Raw genomic sequence first — 18,375 nt, forward strand, 5'->3', positions numbered from 1 at the left:
GGGAAATATTTAAAGGCAACAGACGAAAACAGCAACAGAATCATGAGATACACGCTACTATTACTCCTGACACTCCCGCTACAACTGTGGACACAATCGCAGTCGCTTCGATTATTCTACCTGGGAGGGCAATCCAATATGGATGGCTACGGCAAAGTGGAGCAATTGCCTGATTCTTTGAATAAAGTCTTTGATGATGTATACATTTTTCATGGTAATTCGACGGCCGATGAAGAAGAAAACGGAGGGATAGGAAAATGGGAACAATTGCGCCCAGGGCATGGCGGTGGGTTTTATTTTGATGGGAAAGAGAATTACCCTTCAGGGAATTTTGGCATTGAGATGTCTTTTGCTGCTCATTTGAAAGCCTTGTACCCCAACGAACGTATAGCTATCATTAAGTACGCTCGCGGCGGAAGCTCCATTGATAGTTTAGCAAAAGGAGAATATGGTTGCTGGGAGCCCGATTATGTTGGCACTAATGGGATCAACCAGTATGATCATTTTCTGTCCACGCTCAACTACGCGATGAGTGTCCACGATATCGACGGCGACGGGCAGTCAGATGAGCTACTGCCCAGCGGTATTTTGTGGATGCAGGGAGAAAGTGACTCTGCCTTTAGTATAGCGATCGCAAATCGTTATGAGCAGCACCTGAAACGGCTCATGGATTTAATAAGAGCCAGTTTTAGAAATCCAGATTTACCTGTTGTCATTGGTAAAATTTCTGATTCTGGCCAATTGCCTCATGGCAAGGTTTGGCGCTATGCGGAATTGGTGCAACATGCACAGGAGCAGTTTGTGGAAAAGGATAAAAATGCGGCTATTGTTCGCGACACGAATTTCTATTCTTATTCCGACCCTTATCATTATGATGGTCCGAGTTACCTATTGTTGGGGATTGCATTCGCTGAAGCATTGGATGGGCTGTTGGATTTCGATGCCTCCCGTTAGATAGTTGAGGTAAAAGCACTAAATTAGCCGAAAACATACCAAAATGAATAAACTAATCGGACTAATCTTACTACTCGCAGGTATCGCTGCCGGCGTCTACGGTTTTCAATTGTACCAAGATGCTACAGCGGATATCAGNNGGTCTGGACATTTCGGCCAGTGACAAGGAGGCTACCCAGCAAGCTTACATCTTTTTCGGCCTAGGAGTGGTAGGTGTGATCGCGGGATTGATTTTTTGGAAGAAGACTGATTAACACTTTTAATCGAGTGCTTTTACAGATTTGGATATGCTGAAAAAGAAGGTACTTCCATGGTGTAGTTGTGATTCTACCCAGATTTTTCCTCCGTGTAGATCTACAATTTTGTGGCAATGTGCCAGCCCTATACCTGTGCCTTCGTATTTTTCGATGCCATGTAGCCGCTGAAATAACGAGAATATTTGCTCCTTATACGCAGACTCGATTCCGATACCTTGGTCAGTGACGGTAAATAACCAATGACTCTTTTCATCTTTTACGCCTAAATGAATAATGGGAGATTGGCCTGCTTTTCGAAACTTGATGGCATTAGATACAAGATTTTGGAACAACAATCTAAGCTCCGTTTCATAACCCATAATTTTGGGCATAGACTTAATAGAAATATTAGCTTGGGTCTGGTTGATCTGTGCAGACAAATCGTCGATAATGTTCTGAATCAGATCATTGATGTTGACCAGAGAAAGTTGACGATTGGTACCGATGCGGGAGTACTCCAGCAAGCCCTTGATGAGTTGACTCATTCGGACAGATGCATCAACGACAAACTTTAGGTACTCATGGCCCTGCTCGTCCAATTTGTCATGATAGCCGCGTTTGAGTAATCCAACGAAGCTGATTACTGTTCGCAGAGGTTCCTGCAAATCGTGGGAAGCCACGTAGGCAAACTGTTCAAGTTCTTTGTTGCGGGCTTCTAATTGGCGAGACCGAATTCGTTCTTGTTCGGCTTCTTTTTCTTGGGTAATATCCCAATTTGTGCCAATTATTCGTATCACCTGGCATTGCGCATCACGCTGCACACTCCCTACGGCTTTGATATAGCGAATGGCACCATCGGTTCTTATAATCCGGAATTCCGTATTTAGCAACTCTTTTTGTCCGATTGAATTCCAACGGATCATTTCCTGGAAAAGGCCTAAATCATCGGGGTACAGGTATTGTTGCCAATCCTTTATTTTAATAGAAAGACCTTTCCCTGAAATGCCATAAATCTCTAGCATTGTCTCGTCCCAAATCAAAACATCCTCCTGTACTTTCCAGTCCCAAATGCCAATTTTGGCTGCACGGGTAGAAATTTGAAACCGGTTGGTTAGCTCAGAAAGTTCTTGTTGCGTTTGAGACAGTTTTGCCAGCGTTTGCTTTCGTTCCGTGATGTCGGATGCTTGTACTAAAATATACTTTACATCCCCCTTTTCGTTGCGAATGGCAGTATAAGCAGCATCAGCCCACCGTAGTTCTCCCTTGGTGTTTATATAAGCGTCTTCAGCAATTAAAGTCTCTTGAATTTGCCCCGCTTTTAATACTTGTGCTTTGATAATTGCTTGCCATTTTGGGAGTTTTACCCATGCAGGAGTTTCCCAAACATAGCCCCCAATGTAATCTTTTTGTGATCCTGTAACTTTAAACGGTAAATCATTAATTTCTAGAACACGCCCTTCCGGTGAGAGGAGTACCATGATCTGAAACTGCTGGTTGAAAATGGTGCGGAATCGCTCTTCTCGATCTTTTAAAGTTTCTTCAATCTTTTTACGTTGGGTAATGTCTACAAAAATAAACATGTTGAAGTTCTCCCAAACCTGAACTGCGTAATATTGAGCTACCCGTGCTTCTTGCTCAGGTAGAGAAATGGTTAATTCACCTACCTCTTTTCCTTTTTGTAATATTTCTTTAAACCATGTTTTTTTATCAGATGGGCTTGTGATAGGTAAATCTAAAATACGCATTTGTGATAAAGCCTCCTCCTTGATGCCAAGCATATCAGATGCTGCGTTATTAAAGGAATTTAGTTTGCCGCTATTGTCGGTTATCAATACGGCATTCAGGCTATTATCATAAACCGCTCGATGAAAAGCTTCACTTTCCTTGAGGGCTATTTCTGCTCGTTTACGATCACTGATATCTCGGTTGACTCCAATGGCTCCCGTTGTGTTTCCGTATTCATCCTTCAGTGCGGTAATGGAAGCTAATATATATAGCTCTTCTCCTCCTTTGGTTTTCTGGATAACCTCCCCGTTCCAAATGCCTTCTTTTGAGAAAGTGGCAGCGACTTTTTCCTGCTGTTCTCCATTAATATATTGGGTAGGTAGTACAGCTCCCAGACGTTGGCCAATTACTTCTTTTTCTGTCCATCCGTACATTTTTTCAGCAGCTTTGTTCCAAGAACGGACTACATAGTTTTCATTTGTTAAAATAACAGCATCAGACAGGTTGTTCAAAAGCGTGGCTCGATTGTTTAGCTGCTCATCGGCTAATACCCGCGATGTAATATTTTGAACAGTTCCTACAAGTCGCCGGATTTTCCCTGTTTCAGTTCGCACAACCATCCCTGAAAATGCCATGTGGAGGATATTACCATTTCTAACTATCCTGAACTTGGTCTCGAAAGTATTCATATCACTTTCGGGATTTAACATGCCTTTGTACTTTCCAGTGATGCGTTCTTTGTCATCTGGATGAATACACTGAAAAAAAAATGCATTTCTATCAATTGGATCAGAGGGGTCTAGGTCAAACAAACAGTGCATACCTGCGTCCCAATGTGTCCGGTTTTCCTCAGGATACCAATCGAAGCAACCTAAACCGGCAGTTTTTAGTGCAAGCTTAAGCCGGTCTTCACTTTCGATAAGTGCTGCTTCAGACTTTCTTTTTTCGGTCAGGTCAATAATACTAGCACGAACTATTGACCGGTCATAAGGAGGAAATCGGATCAAACGAATCTCACAAGGGATTTCGCGGCCATCACGATCAATGTGAATCCATTCAAAGGAAGGATTACCTCCATTTAATGCTTGTTGGATATATGCTTTAGCTTGATCAGCAGCTGATCTTCCTTGGTAAAGCTTAAGACTGATGTCTGAAGGACCTAGCTGAAGTAATTCTTTCCGGGAAAATTTAAGCAAAGAAATGGCGGCTTTATTGGCTTCAATAAACCGATCCAATTCAACATCAAAAATGACCACCACCTCTTGGGCATTATCAATTAAGACGCGATAGCGCTGTTCATCTAAATTCTTTGCTGGTCGTTTATTCCCCATTGAGCAGATTTAATGGCCGTAATTAGTCAGACAACAAGGCAAAAGTCGTAATCAAGTTAGGTTCTTTGTGAAGAAAAGAAATTAATATGGCAATTATATGTCACTCAAACAACAAATCCGTTCCTGCATTTCGGCAAGAACGGATTTGTTTTCTGAAAGTACTTGAAGATCAAGTCATCAATTAGGCCATCAAGGGCGAGAAATAGATGTAAATAAACAGTACAATAATACATACTGCAATACCTACTTGGTTAACGTATTTCCAAGGTGTAATATCAACCTGGTTGGTGTATTGTAATTGGAAGTTCTCTGTTCTTGGATAAAAACGACCAATGAGCAACATGATCAGGATGTTAAGCACAAATAAAATGGCCATTACGTGTAGAAAATGCGGATAGGCTGCAGCTTCCACATAAGCCAATTCTTTTCCTGTTATCCCAGCTGCTTCGGCACTTTGAACTGCCTTTTGTACCAATTGAGGCTTGAGAATAAACTGACTGATAGAATACAGAATCACACCAGAAAGAATAGCGATTTTTGCTGCAATAGCAGGTACTTTTTTGGTTACATACCCAACGATGATGATGGTAAGAATCGGGATACTATAGCAACCATTCACTTCTTGCAAATAGCCAAACAGGCCATCAGGGGCATTGTCAATTAGTGGTGCGATAAACATGGCTAGGATGGCCAATAAAACGCCAAACATTTTTCCCGCTTTTACGACCTGTTGCTCCGTAGCCTCTTTTTTAAAGTATTCTTTGTAAATATCAAGTCCAAAAAGGGTGACAGAGCTATTCAAGGCGCTGTTAAATGAACTCAAAATGGCACCGAACAATACAGCAGCAAAGAAACCCACAAGCGTAGCCGGTAATACTTCACTTACTAATCTAGGGTAAGCCTCGTCAGGTTTTGCCAGGGTATCTCCAAAAATATGAAAAGCAATAATGCCAGGAATGACTAAAATGAGTGGCCCTAGAATTTTTATAAAACTAGCTAAAATCAAACCCTTCTGTCCTTCTTCTAAGTTCTTGGCAGCTAGCGCACGCTGAATAATTGCCTGGTTGGTACCCCAATAAAAGACCTGAACCAGCATCATTCCGGTGAATATTGTTGCAAAAGGAACAGAAGCTGCGACATCTCCAATAGAATTGAATTTATCTGGATTACTGCTCATTATTTCTGAAAAGCCAGCAGATATACTTCCGTCACCAACATAGGCTAAACCAAAAAACGGAATCATAATTCCGCCAATTAAAAGCCCTATCGCATTTACCGTATCTGAGACGGCAACCGCTTTCAATCCTCCAAAAACGGCATAAATAGAACCAATAATTCCAATGCCCCAAACGCAGGCCCATATCGATTGTATTCTTGAAATGCCTAAAACATCAGGCAAATCAAACATCGAACTGAAGGCTACGGCCCCAGAATACAAAACGATGGGTAGCAAAACCACCACATAACCAGAAAGGAATAAGGCTGAAGCGATGGTCTTTGTCGTTTTGTCGTAACGATTGGCCAAGAACTGCGGAATGGTGGTAAGGCCACCTTTCAAATATCGGGGAAGTAAGAAAACGGCAGTTACGACCATTGCAATAGCGGCCAATGTTTCCCAGGCCATTACCAAAAGGCCTTCGGTATAAGCCTGTCCGTTTAGGCCAATAATTTGTTCCGTCGATAAATTGGTCAATAGCAAAGAGCCCGCAATAACGACTGCCGTTAGGCTCCTTCCGCCAAGAAAATATCCATCGGCAGAGGATTCGTTTGTTTTCCGGGTCGAGTAATAGGCAATTACCCCAACCAAAATTGTAAACCCTAAAAAGGTTATGAGTTGCATTGTGTATTAAGTTTTGTCAATTATAAGTTTACTAAGTAACGGTCGAATAATTAATTCCCGACTTCTGCTCTTCAGTGAAGTAATAAAACGACCCCGTACTAAAAGTCGGGATGAGTTTATTTAAGCGGAAAAGCGGAAATGAAAGAGGAAAGTTAATTTTGACCAATACGAAAGCGAAAAACAAAAATAGCGCTGTTTTTTGAAGTTTCTCTTTCATTCGTTAAACTATATTAGGATCTGTGTCCGAAATCTTGTTCGTTTCTTTTTGTTATTGGCGAAATTATTTAGCTCAAACAAGCCCTAAGGTAGGTAGAAAAGAAATATCATCCATTGTTTTAGGCAGACCTTGTGTGCCTAGTTGAGTCAATGTTGAGACCATATTTACTGTTTCAAAGGCCAGTAAAATTATGGTAGGGTTGATTTTATGGAAGCTCCTGGTTAGTGAAAAAAGAAAGACTTTATGCTCCGTGCTTTAGCGATGAGCATAAAATGTAGCAAGTTGTGTGGATTATTTTTTTTGCAAACGCCCTAACTATGTTAATTCTAAGGTGTTCACACTGAGAATACCGAATTGACAACAGATTTCGAATATAATTATGATCTTATCTACCCCGCTTGGTCGTCTTCGCCTTGTTGCTATTGCCGAAGGCATCAGTTACCTTTTATTTGCCCTTACAATGCCACTAAAATACTTTATGGAGACTCCTGGTCCCAATAAAGTAGTAGGCATGGCACATGGCTTTCTTTTCCTACTTTACATAGCATTGGTATTGCAGTGTGCCTATCTTTTCAAGTGGTCTTGGAAAGTAACAGGTCTGGCACTGTTAGCTTCTATTATTCCTGGGGGCACCTTTTATGCACACGCAAAGTGGTTTAGAGAACCGGCGATTTAATTATGGTTAATTGTTTTTTTATTTTAATTTAAAATACTTTTTGTGTTTTAATTAAGATTGCTTACCTTGCTATCACCTTAGTGAACTGACAAGCACTGAGCAAATCATAGGTATCCACCCCTCAGTTTGTCTTGAGGGCATTCATCGGTTTTTCTTGCGTATAGTTTGGCTGTTGCCGCTTTGGCAGCAGAAGTAGACGCACGCCCGTAATGGTCGTTTGGCCAGGGGGCGGTTTTGGCGGTCCGGCCACTGGGAGGGCCCGCCACTTGGGGCTTCTATACCCATGTCTCTCAAACCATTCATTAATGTCAATCAGTACGGTGCTTCTTTGGGGCCATGCCTTCTCCCGTCCCGACTTTTCTAGTCGGGGCGGGATCGGCACCAGGCTATCCACTGCTCTGCTCCATAGGATCGGGTTTCAAACCCGATCCTATGGAGCAGAGCAGTTACTATCCTTTGGCCTGCTCCTCCGTCCGCCGAGCTTCAGGCTCCGCCTTGCGCCCCAATACAATCCTTACGGGGCACCAAGATTCAACCTGCGCTGAACAGCGGATTACTTCCTTTCTTAAAAAACTTTCCTCCAAAAACATCCAGCTGGTCATCCTGCCTCGTAGGTAGTAGTGAATGTGCGACAATAAAGCACGTACACTATTTTTCAAACCAAATGATTTCAATCAAGATGATGACTAAATTCAAAATCACCCTGCTCACCTTGGCCTCTATGGCAGTGGGTTTCGTTTTATTTCTTTCAGCAGACCATATTGATGCACCTAAGGTGACCGATTCTGCTCAGGACATTGCGGATTATTTCGCTTTCCAAAATCCCAACAACAATGACAACCTTGTTTTTGCCGCTACGGTACAAGGCTTGTTGTCTCCAGGCGCAACAGCTGATGCCGCTTTCGACGAAAACACCCTCATCGAGTTCAATATCGATAATGATGGTGACAATATTGAAGACCTGGTGATTCAGGCGATTCCCCGCGACGGTAAGATGATTGTGTTTGGCCCTGTAGCTCCTTCTATGAAAGGAACAGAAAGCTCCATCATGTCGGCTGCCAATCGCGTAGAAGCAGAGATTACCCTTTACGGAGAATCAGCGAAAACGGCTACGAATAACGGTGTAACCGTGTTTGCCGGCCCTCGTGATGACCCATTTTTCTTTGACCTAGGTGCGTATTCTGCCATTCTGGGCGGCACAGCCACTGGTTTTAGCAATCCCGGTACCGACACCTTTGCAGGAACAAACGTACTATCTGTAGTAATCGAAGTACCGAAGTCTCAATTGGGTAGTGCTACCACACTGAACACTTGGGTAGAAACCAAGCTGAAGCGCTAATAAGCTCTTCTAGTAAGTATCTCCTCCTTTTCAAGACTATTAAAATTAACAACAATGACATTTTCCAATAAATTTTTCGCAACACTTACAATGCTGTTGCTCTGTGTATTCGCTTTTTCTTCTTGTGACGATGATGAGATGATGGACAGCGACTTTGACTTTACCGGTGTATATGACCAAGCTGATCAAAAAGGCCGCCCCGCCATCAATACTGTATTCGTAGGCGAAAGCCGTAAAGACGAATTCAATGAAACGACCCCAAGTACGATGGGAGCAGCTTTTGCTTCCGCTTTTGAGTCTCGCCTGTTAGCCTTAAACGCTGGCTATACCACTAATGCACTCGGATTAGACGCAACGACGTTCACTTCTGTTCTGGCAACGGATGTATTGTCTGTAGCAACAGATAAGCCAACCACCTTCTTCGATGGTACCAATGTACTGACAGGCCGCACCTTGGCTGATGATGTAATCGATGTAGAATTGTTACTGATCTTCGGCGGACCTGATGGTTCTGCTAATCCTGGCCTGACTTCTGATAATGTTGATGCCAACGATAAGGCATTCTCTAATAGCTTCCCTTACTTGGCAAGCCCTTGGTAAGGAAGAGCGCTTAAACAAAAGCGCACTTTATTTTCTGCGCAATNNGGTTTATTTTCTGCACAATGTTAAGTTTTAACCCAAACAGTTTTTGATCTTTTGCTCCTGCCTGGTAAGGAACCGCACAAAAATGACTCAACTTATTTTTTGCGCAATATTAAGACTACCAAAGCAGGAGCGAAAGACCTTTTCCTCCACTTCAAGTTACCTACGATGCTAACCTTACTCCTAGCCCTGAGCCTCAAGGGCATACTATCCTTTTTCTCTTCTTCAAGCGATGCACCATTGGTACAGGCTACTGAAATCAATAACCTTTACCAGCCTACTTATCGCACAAGCTATTACGACCAGGAAATTGCATTCTGGTCCACAAAATTAGAGGACAGCCCCGAACAACTTACTTTCGTGCTCCAATTAGCAAGTGCTTACGAAGCTCGATTCAGTGCTTTTGCGGCCATTAATGACCTAAAGGAAGCCGAAGATTTGCTGACCAATGGTTTGGCCGCGGCTACGCTTCAAAGAACTACTTTTTTGCGCGCATTGGCACGAAATTACATTAGCCAACACCGATTTCAGGAAGCGCTTATCCTGGCGGAAGAAGCCATGAGCCGCAGCGACAACCAGCTGGCCAGTACCTACCTTTTATTCGATGTAATGATGGAGCTGGGCCAGTACGAAAATGCGGAAAGACTTTTACAAAAAATGTACACCAAAGGTGGCTTTGCCTACCTCATTCGCAAAGCAAAATGGGAAGACTATAAAGGAAACCTTGCTTTTGCGATCGCTCGACTGGAAGAGGCTAAAGATGCGCTTGACCCATTAAACGATAAAACCCAAGCCATTTGGCTGTATTCAAACCTTGCCGACTTTTACGGGCACCAGGGAGCAGTCGAAAAAGCTTACGAACATTACCGGATGACGCTGGCCCTTGACCCCGGCAATTGGTATGCGTACAAAGGCTTGGCTTGGATGGCCTACGCTCATGATAATAACCCCAGCATGGCGCGAGAAATGATACACCAGATCATGCGCCATAATGATAGCCCGGATCTACACCTACTGCTTGCAGAGGTCTTCATACATGAAGGCAATAAAGCCTGTGCTGCCGACGAAAAGGAAACCTTTCGTCTGACGACAGCTACTCCTTCATACGGGCACATGTACCGAATTTCAATCTGTGAAATGGAGTTGGAGAAATCCCGAAAGCAAAATGCCCTTGCTTTGGCCCTGGCAGAAGTGAGAGAACGCCCTACCCCAGAAACTTATGACCTATTGGCTTATGCTTATTTCCACAACGGCTCCGTAACCGCTGCACAAGAAGTAGCCATGCAGCATGTTTGGCAAAAAACGTTCGAGCCAGTGGCCATGATGCACTTGCGGGAAATTTTCCCTTACAATGAAGAAATACAAACGTTTACGAAAAAAGAACTAGCGGGTGCAGCCTTTGAAATCGGCCCGGTAGCCTTCGCGGATATCAAGTTTTAATATTTTTTTTAAAAAAATACAAACCCAAAACATCCACTTACAACCGCCCTCTCGTAAGTAATCATATATCGCCTGAACAAACACTTTCCAAGTCTTATCCCACGGACATTTCCAAGAAACACCGGGACGCTATTAACTCCCAAAGTTCGAATCTGCCAGCCCCAAAGGGCTAGGGTGAAATTAAGTTGACATAAGATGATGAGTCATTGTGAGACTGATCAAGGCGAAGGTTCAGAAGCTACGCCAAAGCGTAGTGACTGGTTCTTCAACGAAGAGTAGCCTCGCAAGGGGCGTCAGATTGTGCCAAGTTAATATTGTCGTAGCCCTTAGATCGCTTCATCTGTAACGATGAAGGGCTGGCAGCTCTTTGAGCAGAAAACTAAATCTTTAATCTAAACCAATTATGTTATGAGAACCAAATTAGGCACTTTTTTAGGTGCACTCATTATGATGCTGTGGGGAATACAACCGGTCTTGGCCTCCAGCCACCGGGAAGCACCACTCATCGCCAATGACCCACTGGCGGACAATACGGACCTCTACGCTTTTCGTAGCCCCGATGATCCGAATACCATCACGATCATTGCCAATTACATTCCTGCCGAATTGCCTTACGGTGGCCCCAATTACTACACTTTTGGAGAGAATATTCGTTATGAAATTCATATTGATAACGACGCGTCTATTCCTGGTGATGAAATTGTTTACCGCTTTACTTTTCAGCGGACCAACGAAGATCCTACTACTTTCTTCAATATCCGCCTAGGCGCACAAAACCTCAAAACGACTTACACGCTTGAGCGTAGTATGGACGGAGGTGATTCTTTCGAAACCATCGTTTCTAACGGTGTCGTACCGCCCAACTACATCGGCCCGCGTAGTATTGAAAGTGGTGTAGGTTTGAATACCACCTACGCTCAGTTAATGCAAGACGCTATCACGGATAGTAGCACGGGCGAAACGGTTTTTGCCGGCCCTGTTGATGATCCTTTTTATGTGGATTTAGGTGGCATTTTCGACTTGGGTAATTCTCCTCGGCAGAATGGTGAAAACCGCGATGGATTGGCACGTTACAATGTTCACACCTTAGCACTGAAAATTCCGATCAGCTTTTTGCTAAAAGCTGGTGCTGCGGCTACACCTGCTAACATTCTGGACGGCGATTATGTGATCGGTGTTTGGGCATCAGCCAGCCGCCAGGCGGTGCGTACCCTCAATTTCGATGGTACTTCTGAGACCTCTGGCGATTGGATTCAGGTTTCTCGCCTCGGAATGCCGCTTACCAACGAAGTCGTAATTCCTATCGGAATGAAAGATTACTGGAATGGCCTTACCCCTTACGACGAACTTACTGATACTGCTCTAGACGGATTTTTCTATAATCCTGAACTGTCGCTCTATATGAACGATGACCAGTTTGGTGGTGCTGTACCTGCTTTTTCTGCTTTACGCATTCAGCGTAACTCCCTACAAGGTTTTGATTTTGGTAATGGCCAAGATGGCCTGTACGCACTCAAAGGCAGTGATGCTGTAGCTGGTACCGCGCTGGATGATGCCATCTTTGGCACGCTCTTGTTGCCTGGCCCTGGCTTGCCACGTTCGGTAGATCTTTGGCCCATCTTCCATACGGGAGCACCTAACTTTCCTCCTTACCAATTGGCTACCGGAAAAAATGGTAATCCACTTGCAGCGGGCAAGCCTTTTATCAATAATTTCTTGCCTAATGGTGGAGACATGTTGCGCCTGAATATGGCTGTACCGGTTACCGACCGTGACGATCCTGCTTTTAGTTCACTAGGATTAGTACAAGCAGCTGTTCTTGGATTGACCGATCCTACTTACGCTGGCACTGCCGATCTTGAGTTTATCCCCAACATGGATGGCTTCCCTAACGGACGCCGCTTGCAGGATGATGTTACACGTATCGAATTGCAAGCCGTGAGCGGTATCGTACTAGCAGCCATTGGCCTATGGTATGACGATTACACTGCTGGTGGTGCCAATCCGGTAACCCAAGACTTGGTAGATGTACTGACCTACAGCACTGGCGTTGAGCAGAACGATAAGCCGTTTAGTAATACTTTCCCTTATATCGCTGCCCCTTGGGCCGGAACAGAGGTCGAGTAAATACCAACAATTACAATAACTATAGTCTTCCTTGGAAGACTGCTAATTATAAAATAATAATTATGTTTCTCAATAAATTTACTCAGTTGGCCTGGGTGTTCTGCCTACTCTTAGTGTGGGGTAGTAGCTCCAGCTTGCAGGCTTCGTCACATCGCGAAGCGCCAATGATTGCCGACGATCCACTAGCGGACAACGTCGATTTGTACGCCTTCCGTAGCCCTGCCAACCGCAATAGCATTGTTTTTGTGGCTACTTACGTACCAATGCAGCTGCCTCAGGGTGGCCCCAATTACTACCAGTTTGGCGAAAATATTCGCTACGAAATACACATCGATAACGATCCTAGTACTACTGGTGACGATATCATCTATCGCTTTACCTTTTACAAGGAAAATGAAGACCCAAGCACGTTTTTCAATATTCGCTTAGGGCAACAAAACCTACGTACCCGCTACAACCTGGAACGTAGCCGTAATGGCGGAGCATCATTTGTGACCATCTTGCGTGGCGGCCCGGTTCCTCCACCAAATATTGGTGCGCGTTCTATCGAGTCAGCCGTAGGTATGAACTCTACTTATGAGCGTCAGGTGAAATTGGCTCGCCGGAATGCGATCACTGGTGAGCGTGTTTTTGCTGGCCCAATGGATGATCCTTTCTTTGTAGACTTGGCAGGTATTTTTGACCTTGGTGATGCACCACGTCAGAATGGCCAAGCGCTGGACGGACTGGCTTGTATGAATACGAGTGCCATTGTGATGGAAATTCCTATTCGCTACCTCGTGCCACGAGGTACTTCTGGTCCTACCAGCATTCTTGACCCTAACTATGTGATAGGCGTTTGGGCATCAGCCAGCCGTCGTTCTATCCGCACACTTACCCCTGGTGGTGAGGAGCACAGCGGTGAATGGGTGCAGGTTTCTCGCCTGGGTATGCCACTGACCAACGAGGCTGTGATTCCTGTAGGAATGAAAGATTACTGGAACAGCATCACGCCTTACCAGGAATTGCAGGATACCCTGTTGGATCAGTATTTCTACAACCCTGAATTGGCCTTGTACATGGACGATGACCTATTTGGCGGTGCTGTACCTGGTTTTGCACCACTACGTATTCAACGGAATTCTTTAGGAGCCTTTGATTTTGGTAACGGACAAGATGGACTCTTCCCGCTGAAAGGTAGTGATGCCGTTGCAGGTACTGCCCTTGATGATGCCATCTTTGGTACCCTCTTGTTGCCTGGCCCTGGCAAGCCACGTTCGGTAGACCTTTGGCCCATTTTCCATACAGGTGTGCCTAACTTTCCGCCGTACCAATTGGCTACTGGCAAGGATGGGAACCCACTAGCGGCAGGTAAGCCTTTTATCAATAACTTTTTACCAACAGGTGGTGATATGCTACGTCTAAACATGGCCGTGCCTGCTACCCCTCGTGATGATCCAAACTTTAGCTCACTGGGCTTGGTGCAAGCTGCCGTTCTAGGACTCACCGACCCTACCTACGCAAGTAATGCCGACCTACAGTTTATTCCTAATATGGATGGTTTTCCTAACGGACGCCGCTTGCAGGATGATGTTACACGCATCGAATTACAAGCTGTATCAGGAGTTGTATTGGCTGCTGTAGGACTATGGTACGATGATTATATCCCTGGTGAAAGCGCCAGCCCGGTAACAGATGACCTCTTGGGTGTACTGACTTATACTACTGGTGTAGAAGCGAATGATAAGCCATTCAATAAGAGCTTCCCTTACCTGGCTTTACCCTTTGCGGGTGATGATCCTTGTGCAGGTGAAGTAGCAGACAACACCATGCAATTGAGTATTGCTCCCCTGAGCCAGACCCCACAGTTGGACCTCCAACCTACGGTAGTGCGCCAAGCGGGTAATTATCCAAATCCATTCCGTACAAACACCACTATCCAGTTGGACTTGGCGACACCAAGCCAGCTGACTATGGATGTGATGGATGTTTCCGGTCATACTATCGAACGTTGGAGTGATGGTGCCTCCGAAGGTATCTACCAGCGCGAATGGGATGCAAGTGCCTACCCTGCGGGCTTGTACTACCTACGGGTAGCCAACGAACGCGGTGAAGTATTGCAAGTCATTAAAATGGTTAAATCCAGATAAAAGACTCGGTCTAGTATCCTGTTGGTAAAAAGACAGGGCACTATACCCGGCACAAAGTGATTGGGGGTTTTGTCACGCCGTCATCTTCTGTTCTGACAAGGCGCAAAATGTAGGCGAAGCCTAAGCTTCGGCGAGGCTTTGCAACGCAGTTAGGGCTGGAGATGACAAGTGAGAAGGCCCTGAATCACTTTGTAACGGGTTATAAATTGTTTTTTGGACAATAGTCACGCTGACTCTTCACCAGGGTCGCTCCCGAAGAGTCAGCATTTTTATTTTTTTAAAAAAAACAAAAACAGCACAAAAATAAATGAGTCTTCGTTTTTACAATAGTTGGTTTAGCGCTTCATTTCAAGCGTACCAACTAATGAAAAAACCTCAGAGAAGGCTCTATTTATTTTTTGCGCAATAATAGGACGTCATGAAATTCAATCTAATAACACTTCTTCTTTTAGCCTTATTTACATGGTCTTGTCAAAATGAGACCAACTCACAGCAAGCCTCCTCTACCCAAGATATAGACCTGCCCAAACTCCTTGATCGACACGCAGATTTGAGACAGGGAACAGAATGGGATCAGATTCAGCGCCTCTATGTAACCCAGCAGCAAGCATTGCGCAAAGACCCTCAGGATGCAGAAGCTTACCTGAAGCTCTCCCAAATTTTCATCAATGAAGCCCGCATTACCGGAGAACATGGCCATTACTATCCTGGAGCGTTGGAAGTTATCAAAAGAGGTTTAACACAACCACTGGTGAGTGCTGACTTACGTTTCCAGATGCTTTCTACGCGAGCTTCGGTAGAATTGTCTCAACATGACTTTACCAATGCGCTTGCCACGGCAGAAACAGCCGTAAAACTCAATCCCTACAACGCCCAAATTTACGGAGCACTTGTTGATGCCAATGTAGAGTTAGGTAATTACACCCAAGCAGTAGCCATGGCAGATAAGATGGTGAGCATTCGGCCAGATCTGCGCTCGTATTCTCGGGTATCCTATCTTCGTGAAATACACGGCGATGTTGATGGTGCTATCGAAGCTATGAAGATGGCCGTATCGGCGGGTTTTCCGGGACAGGAAGCCACCTGCTGGGCGCGACTTACACTGGGTGAACTTTATGAAACCTATGGTTATCCTGCTAAAGCCAAAGAACAATATACATTGGCCCTCGCTGAACGGGAAGATTACCCTTTTGCAATGGCCAAATTAGCTACACTGAAAACGGAAGAGGGTGACCTGGCTGCTGCTGAGACAGAATTGTTGGCTGCCGCCGCAATTATTCCAGAAGTAGGCTTTTACACAGACCTTGCAAGCATTTATAAGCAACAAGGTGACCAGGAAAAGCTTGAAGCTGCGCTTACCGAAATCCAGGTAATGCTACAAGATGATGTGAATAGTGGTCACCGAATGGACATGGAGTATGCTTTTATTTATCTTGAATTATATGAAAGTCCTGAACAAGCCTTAGTTTACGCCAGCCAAGAATACGAACGCCGGCCTGAAAATATCGATGTTAACCGTTTGCTGGCCAGAATTTATAGCAGTATGGGTAACAAGGAGTTGGCAGACCAACATTTAGTAAAAGCTGGTGTTACGAATTCGAAACATCCAGAGCTTTTAGCTTTGGCAGATTAGCAGTGTAACAGGGACTATCTAGTTTATGAATATTACTATAATTATTCCAACTTATAATGAGGCTGCTCAGATTGAGCGCCTCATTCATCATCTACGCCAGTATACACAGGCGCAGATTCTCGTCGCCAATTCACCTAGTACAACAGATAATACTGCTGGATTGGCGCTTACTACAGGTGCTGAAATACTGAACTGCCCAAGAGCAGGTCGAGCCCCACAGATGAACTATGCCGCTGAGCAAACTACGGCTGATATTCTCTATTTTGTTCATGCGGACACACTGCCGCCTGCCAGCTTTATGGCCGATATAGAGCAAGCCCTGAAGCGTGGTAACGACCTAGGGTATTTTAGCTACCAATTTGAATCCGAGAAGCTGTTACTGAAGTTTAATAGCTTTTTTACCCGCTATGATGGCCTGTTTGCCGGTGGGGGAGATCAAACCCTTTTTATCCGCCGGACAGCATTTGAGCAATTAGGTGGATTCCATGATGAGCTTCGCCTGATGGAAGATTTTGACCTTGTGAAAAGAGCTAGACGAGCAGGTTTAAAGCATTGCCTGATCCCTAAAAACGCTCTTGTCTCTGCACGGAAATATGACAATAATTCGTGGATGCGGGTGAATTTGGTAAATCTTTGGGTATTTTTGCTTTTTCATTGTGGTGTTTCTTCCGACCGGCTTTGTCAGACTTATCGCAAGCTACTTCAAACGGATTGAGGAATGACCACTTGGTTATTGGCAACATCAATACTAAGTGACAGAATATCTTATGCTATTGGCATTTCTGTCGAAATATTAAGCATCCCTCATGGGCAAAGAGAAAATTATTTACGGGATCCAGCAGGTAGGGATCGGAGTGCATGATGCAGAAGAAGCATTTCGCTGGTACGGTCAAGTACTGAAAGCAGATTTACTGGTCTTTGATGATAAAAAAGTAGCAACCCACATGGCTCGGTATATGGGAGGAAAACCTCACCAGAAACGAGCATTGTTAGCTATGCAGGCCAATGGCGGCAGTGGTTACGAAATTTGGCAATACGAAGATCGTACGCCCACTGGCCCTCCTGCACCTGTTCAATTAGGAGATCTGGGCATCAACTATATTACCGTCAAGTCCCACGATCTGGCCGCTGCTCGTTCTAGAATGGAGCAAGCGGAGGTGCCCTTTCGAGAAGATCTTTCAGCTAGCCTGGCAAAGGATAGCTTTATGATTCAGGACCCCTACGGTAACCTCATCGAAATCAAAGCTGCCGATGATTGGTTTAGCAAATCCGATGGCCCACTGGGCGGAATTTGCGGCGTAGCCATTGGCGTTACAGATATTGATCGCTCACTGCGTTTGTATTCAGATATTCTCGGTTACGAACAAGTTATTGAAGATGTTATTATCGGCAAACCCGGCGAGGAACACTACTTTCGTAAAGTACAACTCGGGATGCCCAAGGTGCCACAAGGAGGCTTTAGCCAGTGGATAGGAAGTAGCGAACTCACCTTGATCCAATGCCTGGAGCGTGAGCCTGTCAAGATTTTTGAAAATCGCTATTGGGGTGATCTGGGCTACATTCACGTTTGCTTTGATACCAAGCACATTGGTGCTTTGATCGACGAATGTGCCGAGAAAGGTTATCCCTTCCAGGTAAAAAGCGAAGAAACTTTTGAAATGGGGGATACCAACGGCCGCTGGGGGTATCTGGAAGACGATGATGGCACCCTCATCGAATTCGTAGAAGCCCAAAAGGTTCCCTTGCTCAAATCACTTAACCTCAGTATTGATCTCCAAAAGCGAGACCCGCATCGCCCACTTCCACGTTGGCTTATTAAAGCTTTGCGCCTCAAACGCGTGAAGTTTTAGAAGGCGAGTTTTGTTTTTTTTGTGTAGGAAGGTATTCATCCGTTTAGTAATCATAGACTTTTCCTCCACCAAATAAGGACAGATAACTCCGGTTTATGCTGGTGTTGTAACCCAACCAGCCAGTAAACAAATTTAGAAAATCAGACCACTTGTAGAGCGGTGTCGAAGCAATTCGGTACCGCTCTGCTATTTCTCGGTAGCACTTTGTAAAAGAAAGACTTTAAATTTATTTGGAT

13 protein-coding genes are annotated in these 18,375 nt (G+C 44.7%); 10 read left to right on the forward strand and 3 right to left on the reverse strand.

Annotated elements, in window-relative coordinates:
• Positions 1-42: 42 nt before the first annotated feature.
• The gene (locus ACRBG0_RS05160) at positions 43-954 is read left to right on the forward strand and encodes a sialate O-acetylesterase (RefSeq protein ID WP_431485835.1); all 912 of its coding nucleotides are present in this window, start codon (positions 43-45) and stop codon (positions 952-954) included.
• Positions 955-1,213: 259 nt separating this feature from the next.
• Here the strand turns inward: ACRBG0_RS05160 and ACRBG0_RS05165 are convergent, their stop codons facing one another.
• Entirely contained in the window at positions 1,214-4,246 is a 3,033-nt protein-coding gene (locus ACRBG0_RS05165) for a PAS domain S-box protein (protein WP_431485836.1), read from the reverse strand.
• A 181-nt stretch (positions 4,247-4,427) separates the two neighbouring features.
• Complete coding sequence (locus ACRBG0_RS05170; protein ID WP_431485837.1) at positions 4,428-6,086, reverse strand: solute:sodium symporter family transporter; 1,659 nt, start codon at positions 6,084-6,086, stop codon at positions 4,428-4,430.
• A gap of 596 nt (positions 6,087-6,682) precedes the next feature.
• On the opposite strand from ACRBG0_RS05170, the gene ACRBG0_RS05175 reads away from it, so the two are divergent.
• Positions 6,683-6,979, forward strand: a complete 297-nt coding sequence (locus ACRBG0_RS05175; protein WP_431485838.1) for a DUF3817 domain-containing protein — start codon at positions 6,683-6,685, stop codon at positions 6,977-6,979.
• Between the two features lie 449 nt (positions 6,980-7,428).
• On the opposite strand, the gene ACRBG0_RS05180 is transcribed toward ACRBG0_RS05175, so the two are convergent.
• Positions 7,429-7,638, reverse strand: a complete 210-nt coding sequence (locus ACRBG0_RS05180; protein ID WP_431485839.1) for a hypothetical protein — start codon at positions 7,636-7,638, stop codon at positions 7,429-7,431.
• Between the two features lie 23 nt (positions 7,639-7,661).
• Here ACRBG0_RS05180 and ACRBG0_RS05185 point away from each other — a divergent pair, with 23 nt between their 5' ends.
• From ACRBG0_RS05185 to ACRBG0_RS05220, 8 genes are all read left to right on the forward strand, one after another.
• Positions 7,662-8,318, forward strand: coding sequence for a DUF4331 family protein (locus ACRBG0_RS05185; protein ID WP_431485884.1), 657 nt, complete (start codon positions 7,662-7,664; stop codon positions 8,316-8,318).
• Positions 8,319-8,372: 54 nt separating this feature from the next.
• A complete protein-coding gene (locus tag ACRBG0_RS05190; RefSeq protein WP_020534684.1) occupies positions 8,373-8,918 on the forward strand; it encodes a DUF4331 family protein in 546 nt (181 codons plus the stop codon).
• Between the two features lie 144 nt (positions 8,919-9,062).
• Complete coding sequence (locus ACRBG0_RS05195) at positions 9,063-10,400, forward strand: tetratricopeptide repeat protein (protein ID WP_431485840.1); 1,338 nt, start codon at positions 9,063-9,065, stop codon at positions 10,398-10,400.
• 450 nt (positions 10,401-10,850) lie between these two features.
• The gene (locus ACRBG0_RS05200; protein WP_431485885.1) at positions 10,851-12,527 is read left to right on the forward strand and encodes a DUF4331 domain-containing protein; all 1,677 of its coding nucleotides are present in this window, start codon (positions 10,851-10,853) and stop codon (positions 12,525-12,527) included.
• Positions 12,528-12,589: 62 nt separating this feature from the next.
• On the forward strand, positions 12,590-14,656 hold the full coding sequence (locus ACRBG0_RS05205) for a DUF4331 family protein (protein WP_431485841.1): 2,067 nt from the start codon (positions 12,590-12,592) through the stop codon (positions 14,654-14,656).
• 418 nt (positions 14,657-15,074) lie between these two features.
• Positions 15,075-16,289, forward strand: coding sequence for a tetratricopeptide repeat protein (locus ACRBG0_RS05210; protein ID WP_431485842.1), 1,215 nt, complete (start codon positions 15,075-15,077; stop codon positions 16,287-16,289).
• Between the two features lie 25 nt (positions 16,290-16,314).
• Complete coding sequence (locus ACRBG0_RS05215) at positions 16,315-17,004, forward strand: TIGR04283 family arsenosugar biosynthesis glycosyltransferase (RefSeq protein ID WP_431485843.1); 690 nt, start codon at positions 16,315-16,317, stop codon at positions 17,002-17,004.
• Positions 17,005-17,095: 91 nt separating this feature from the next.
• Positions 17,096-18,139 carry a VOC family protein gene (locus ACRBG0_RS05220; protein WP_431485844.1) on the forward strand — a complete coding sequence of 348 codons (1,044 nt, stop codon included), beginning with the start codon at positions 17,096-17,098 and terminating at the stop codon, positions 18,137-18,139.
• The last annotated feature ends 236 nt before the right edge of the window (positions 18,140-18,375 follow it).

It is taken from the genome of Lewinella sp. (assembly GCF_050633125.1).
GTDB lineage: Bacteria > Bacteroidota > Bacteroidia > Chitinophagales > Saprospiraceae > Lewinella.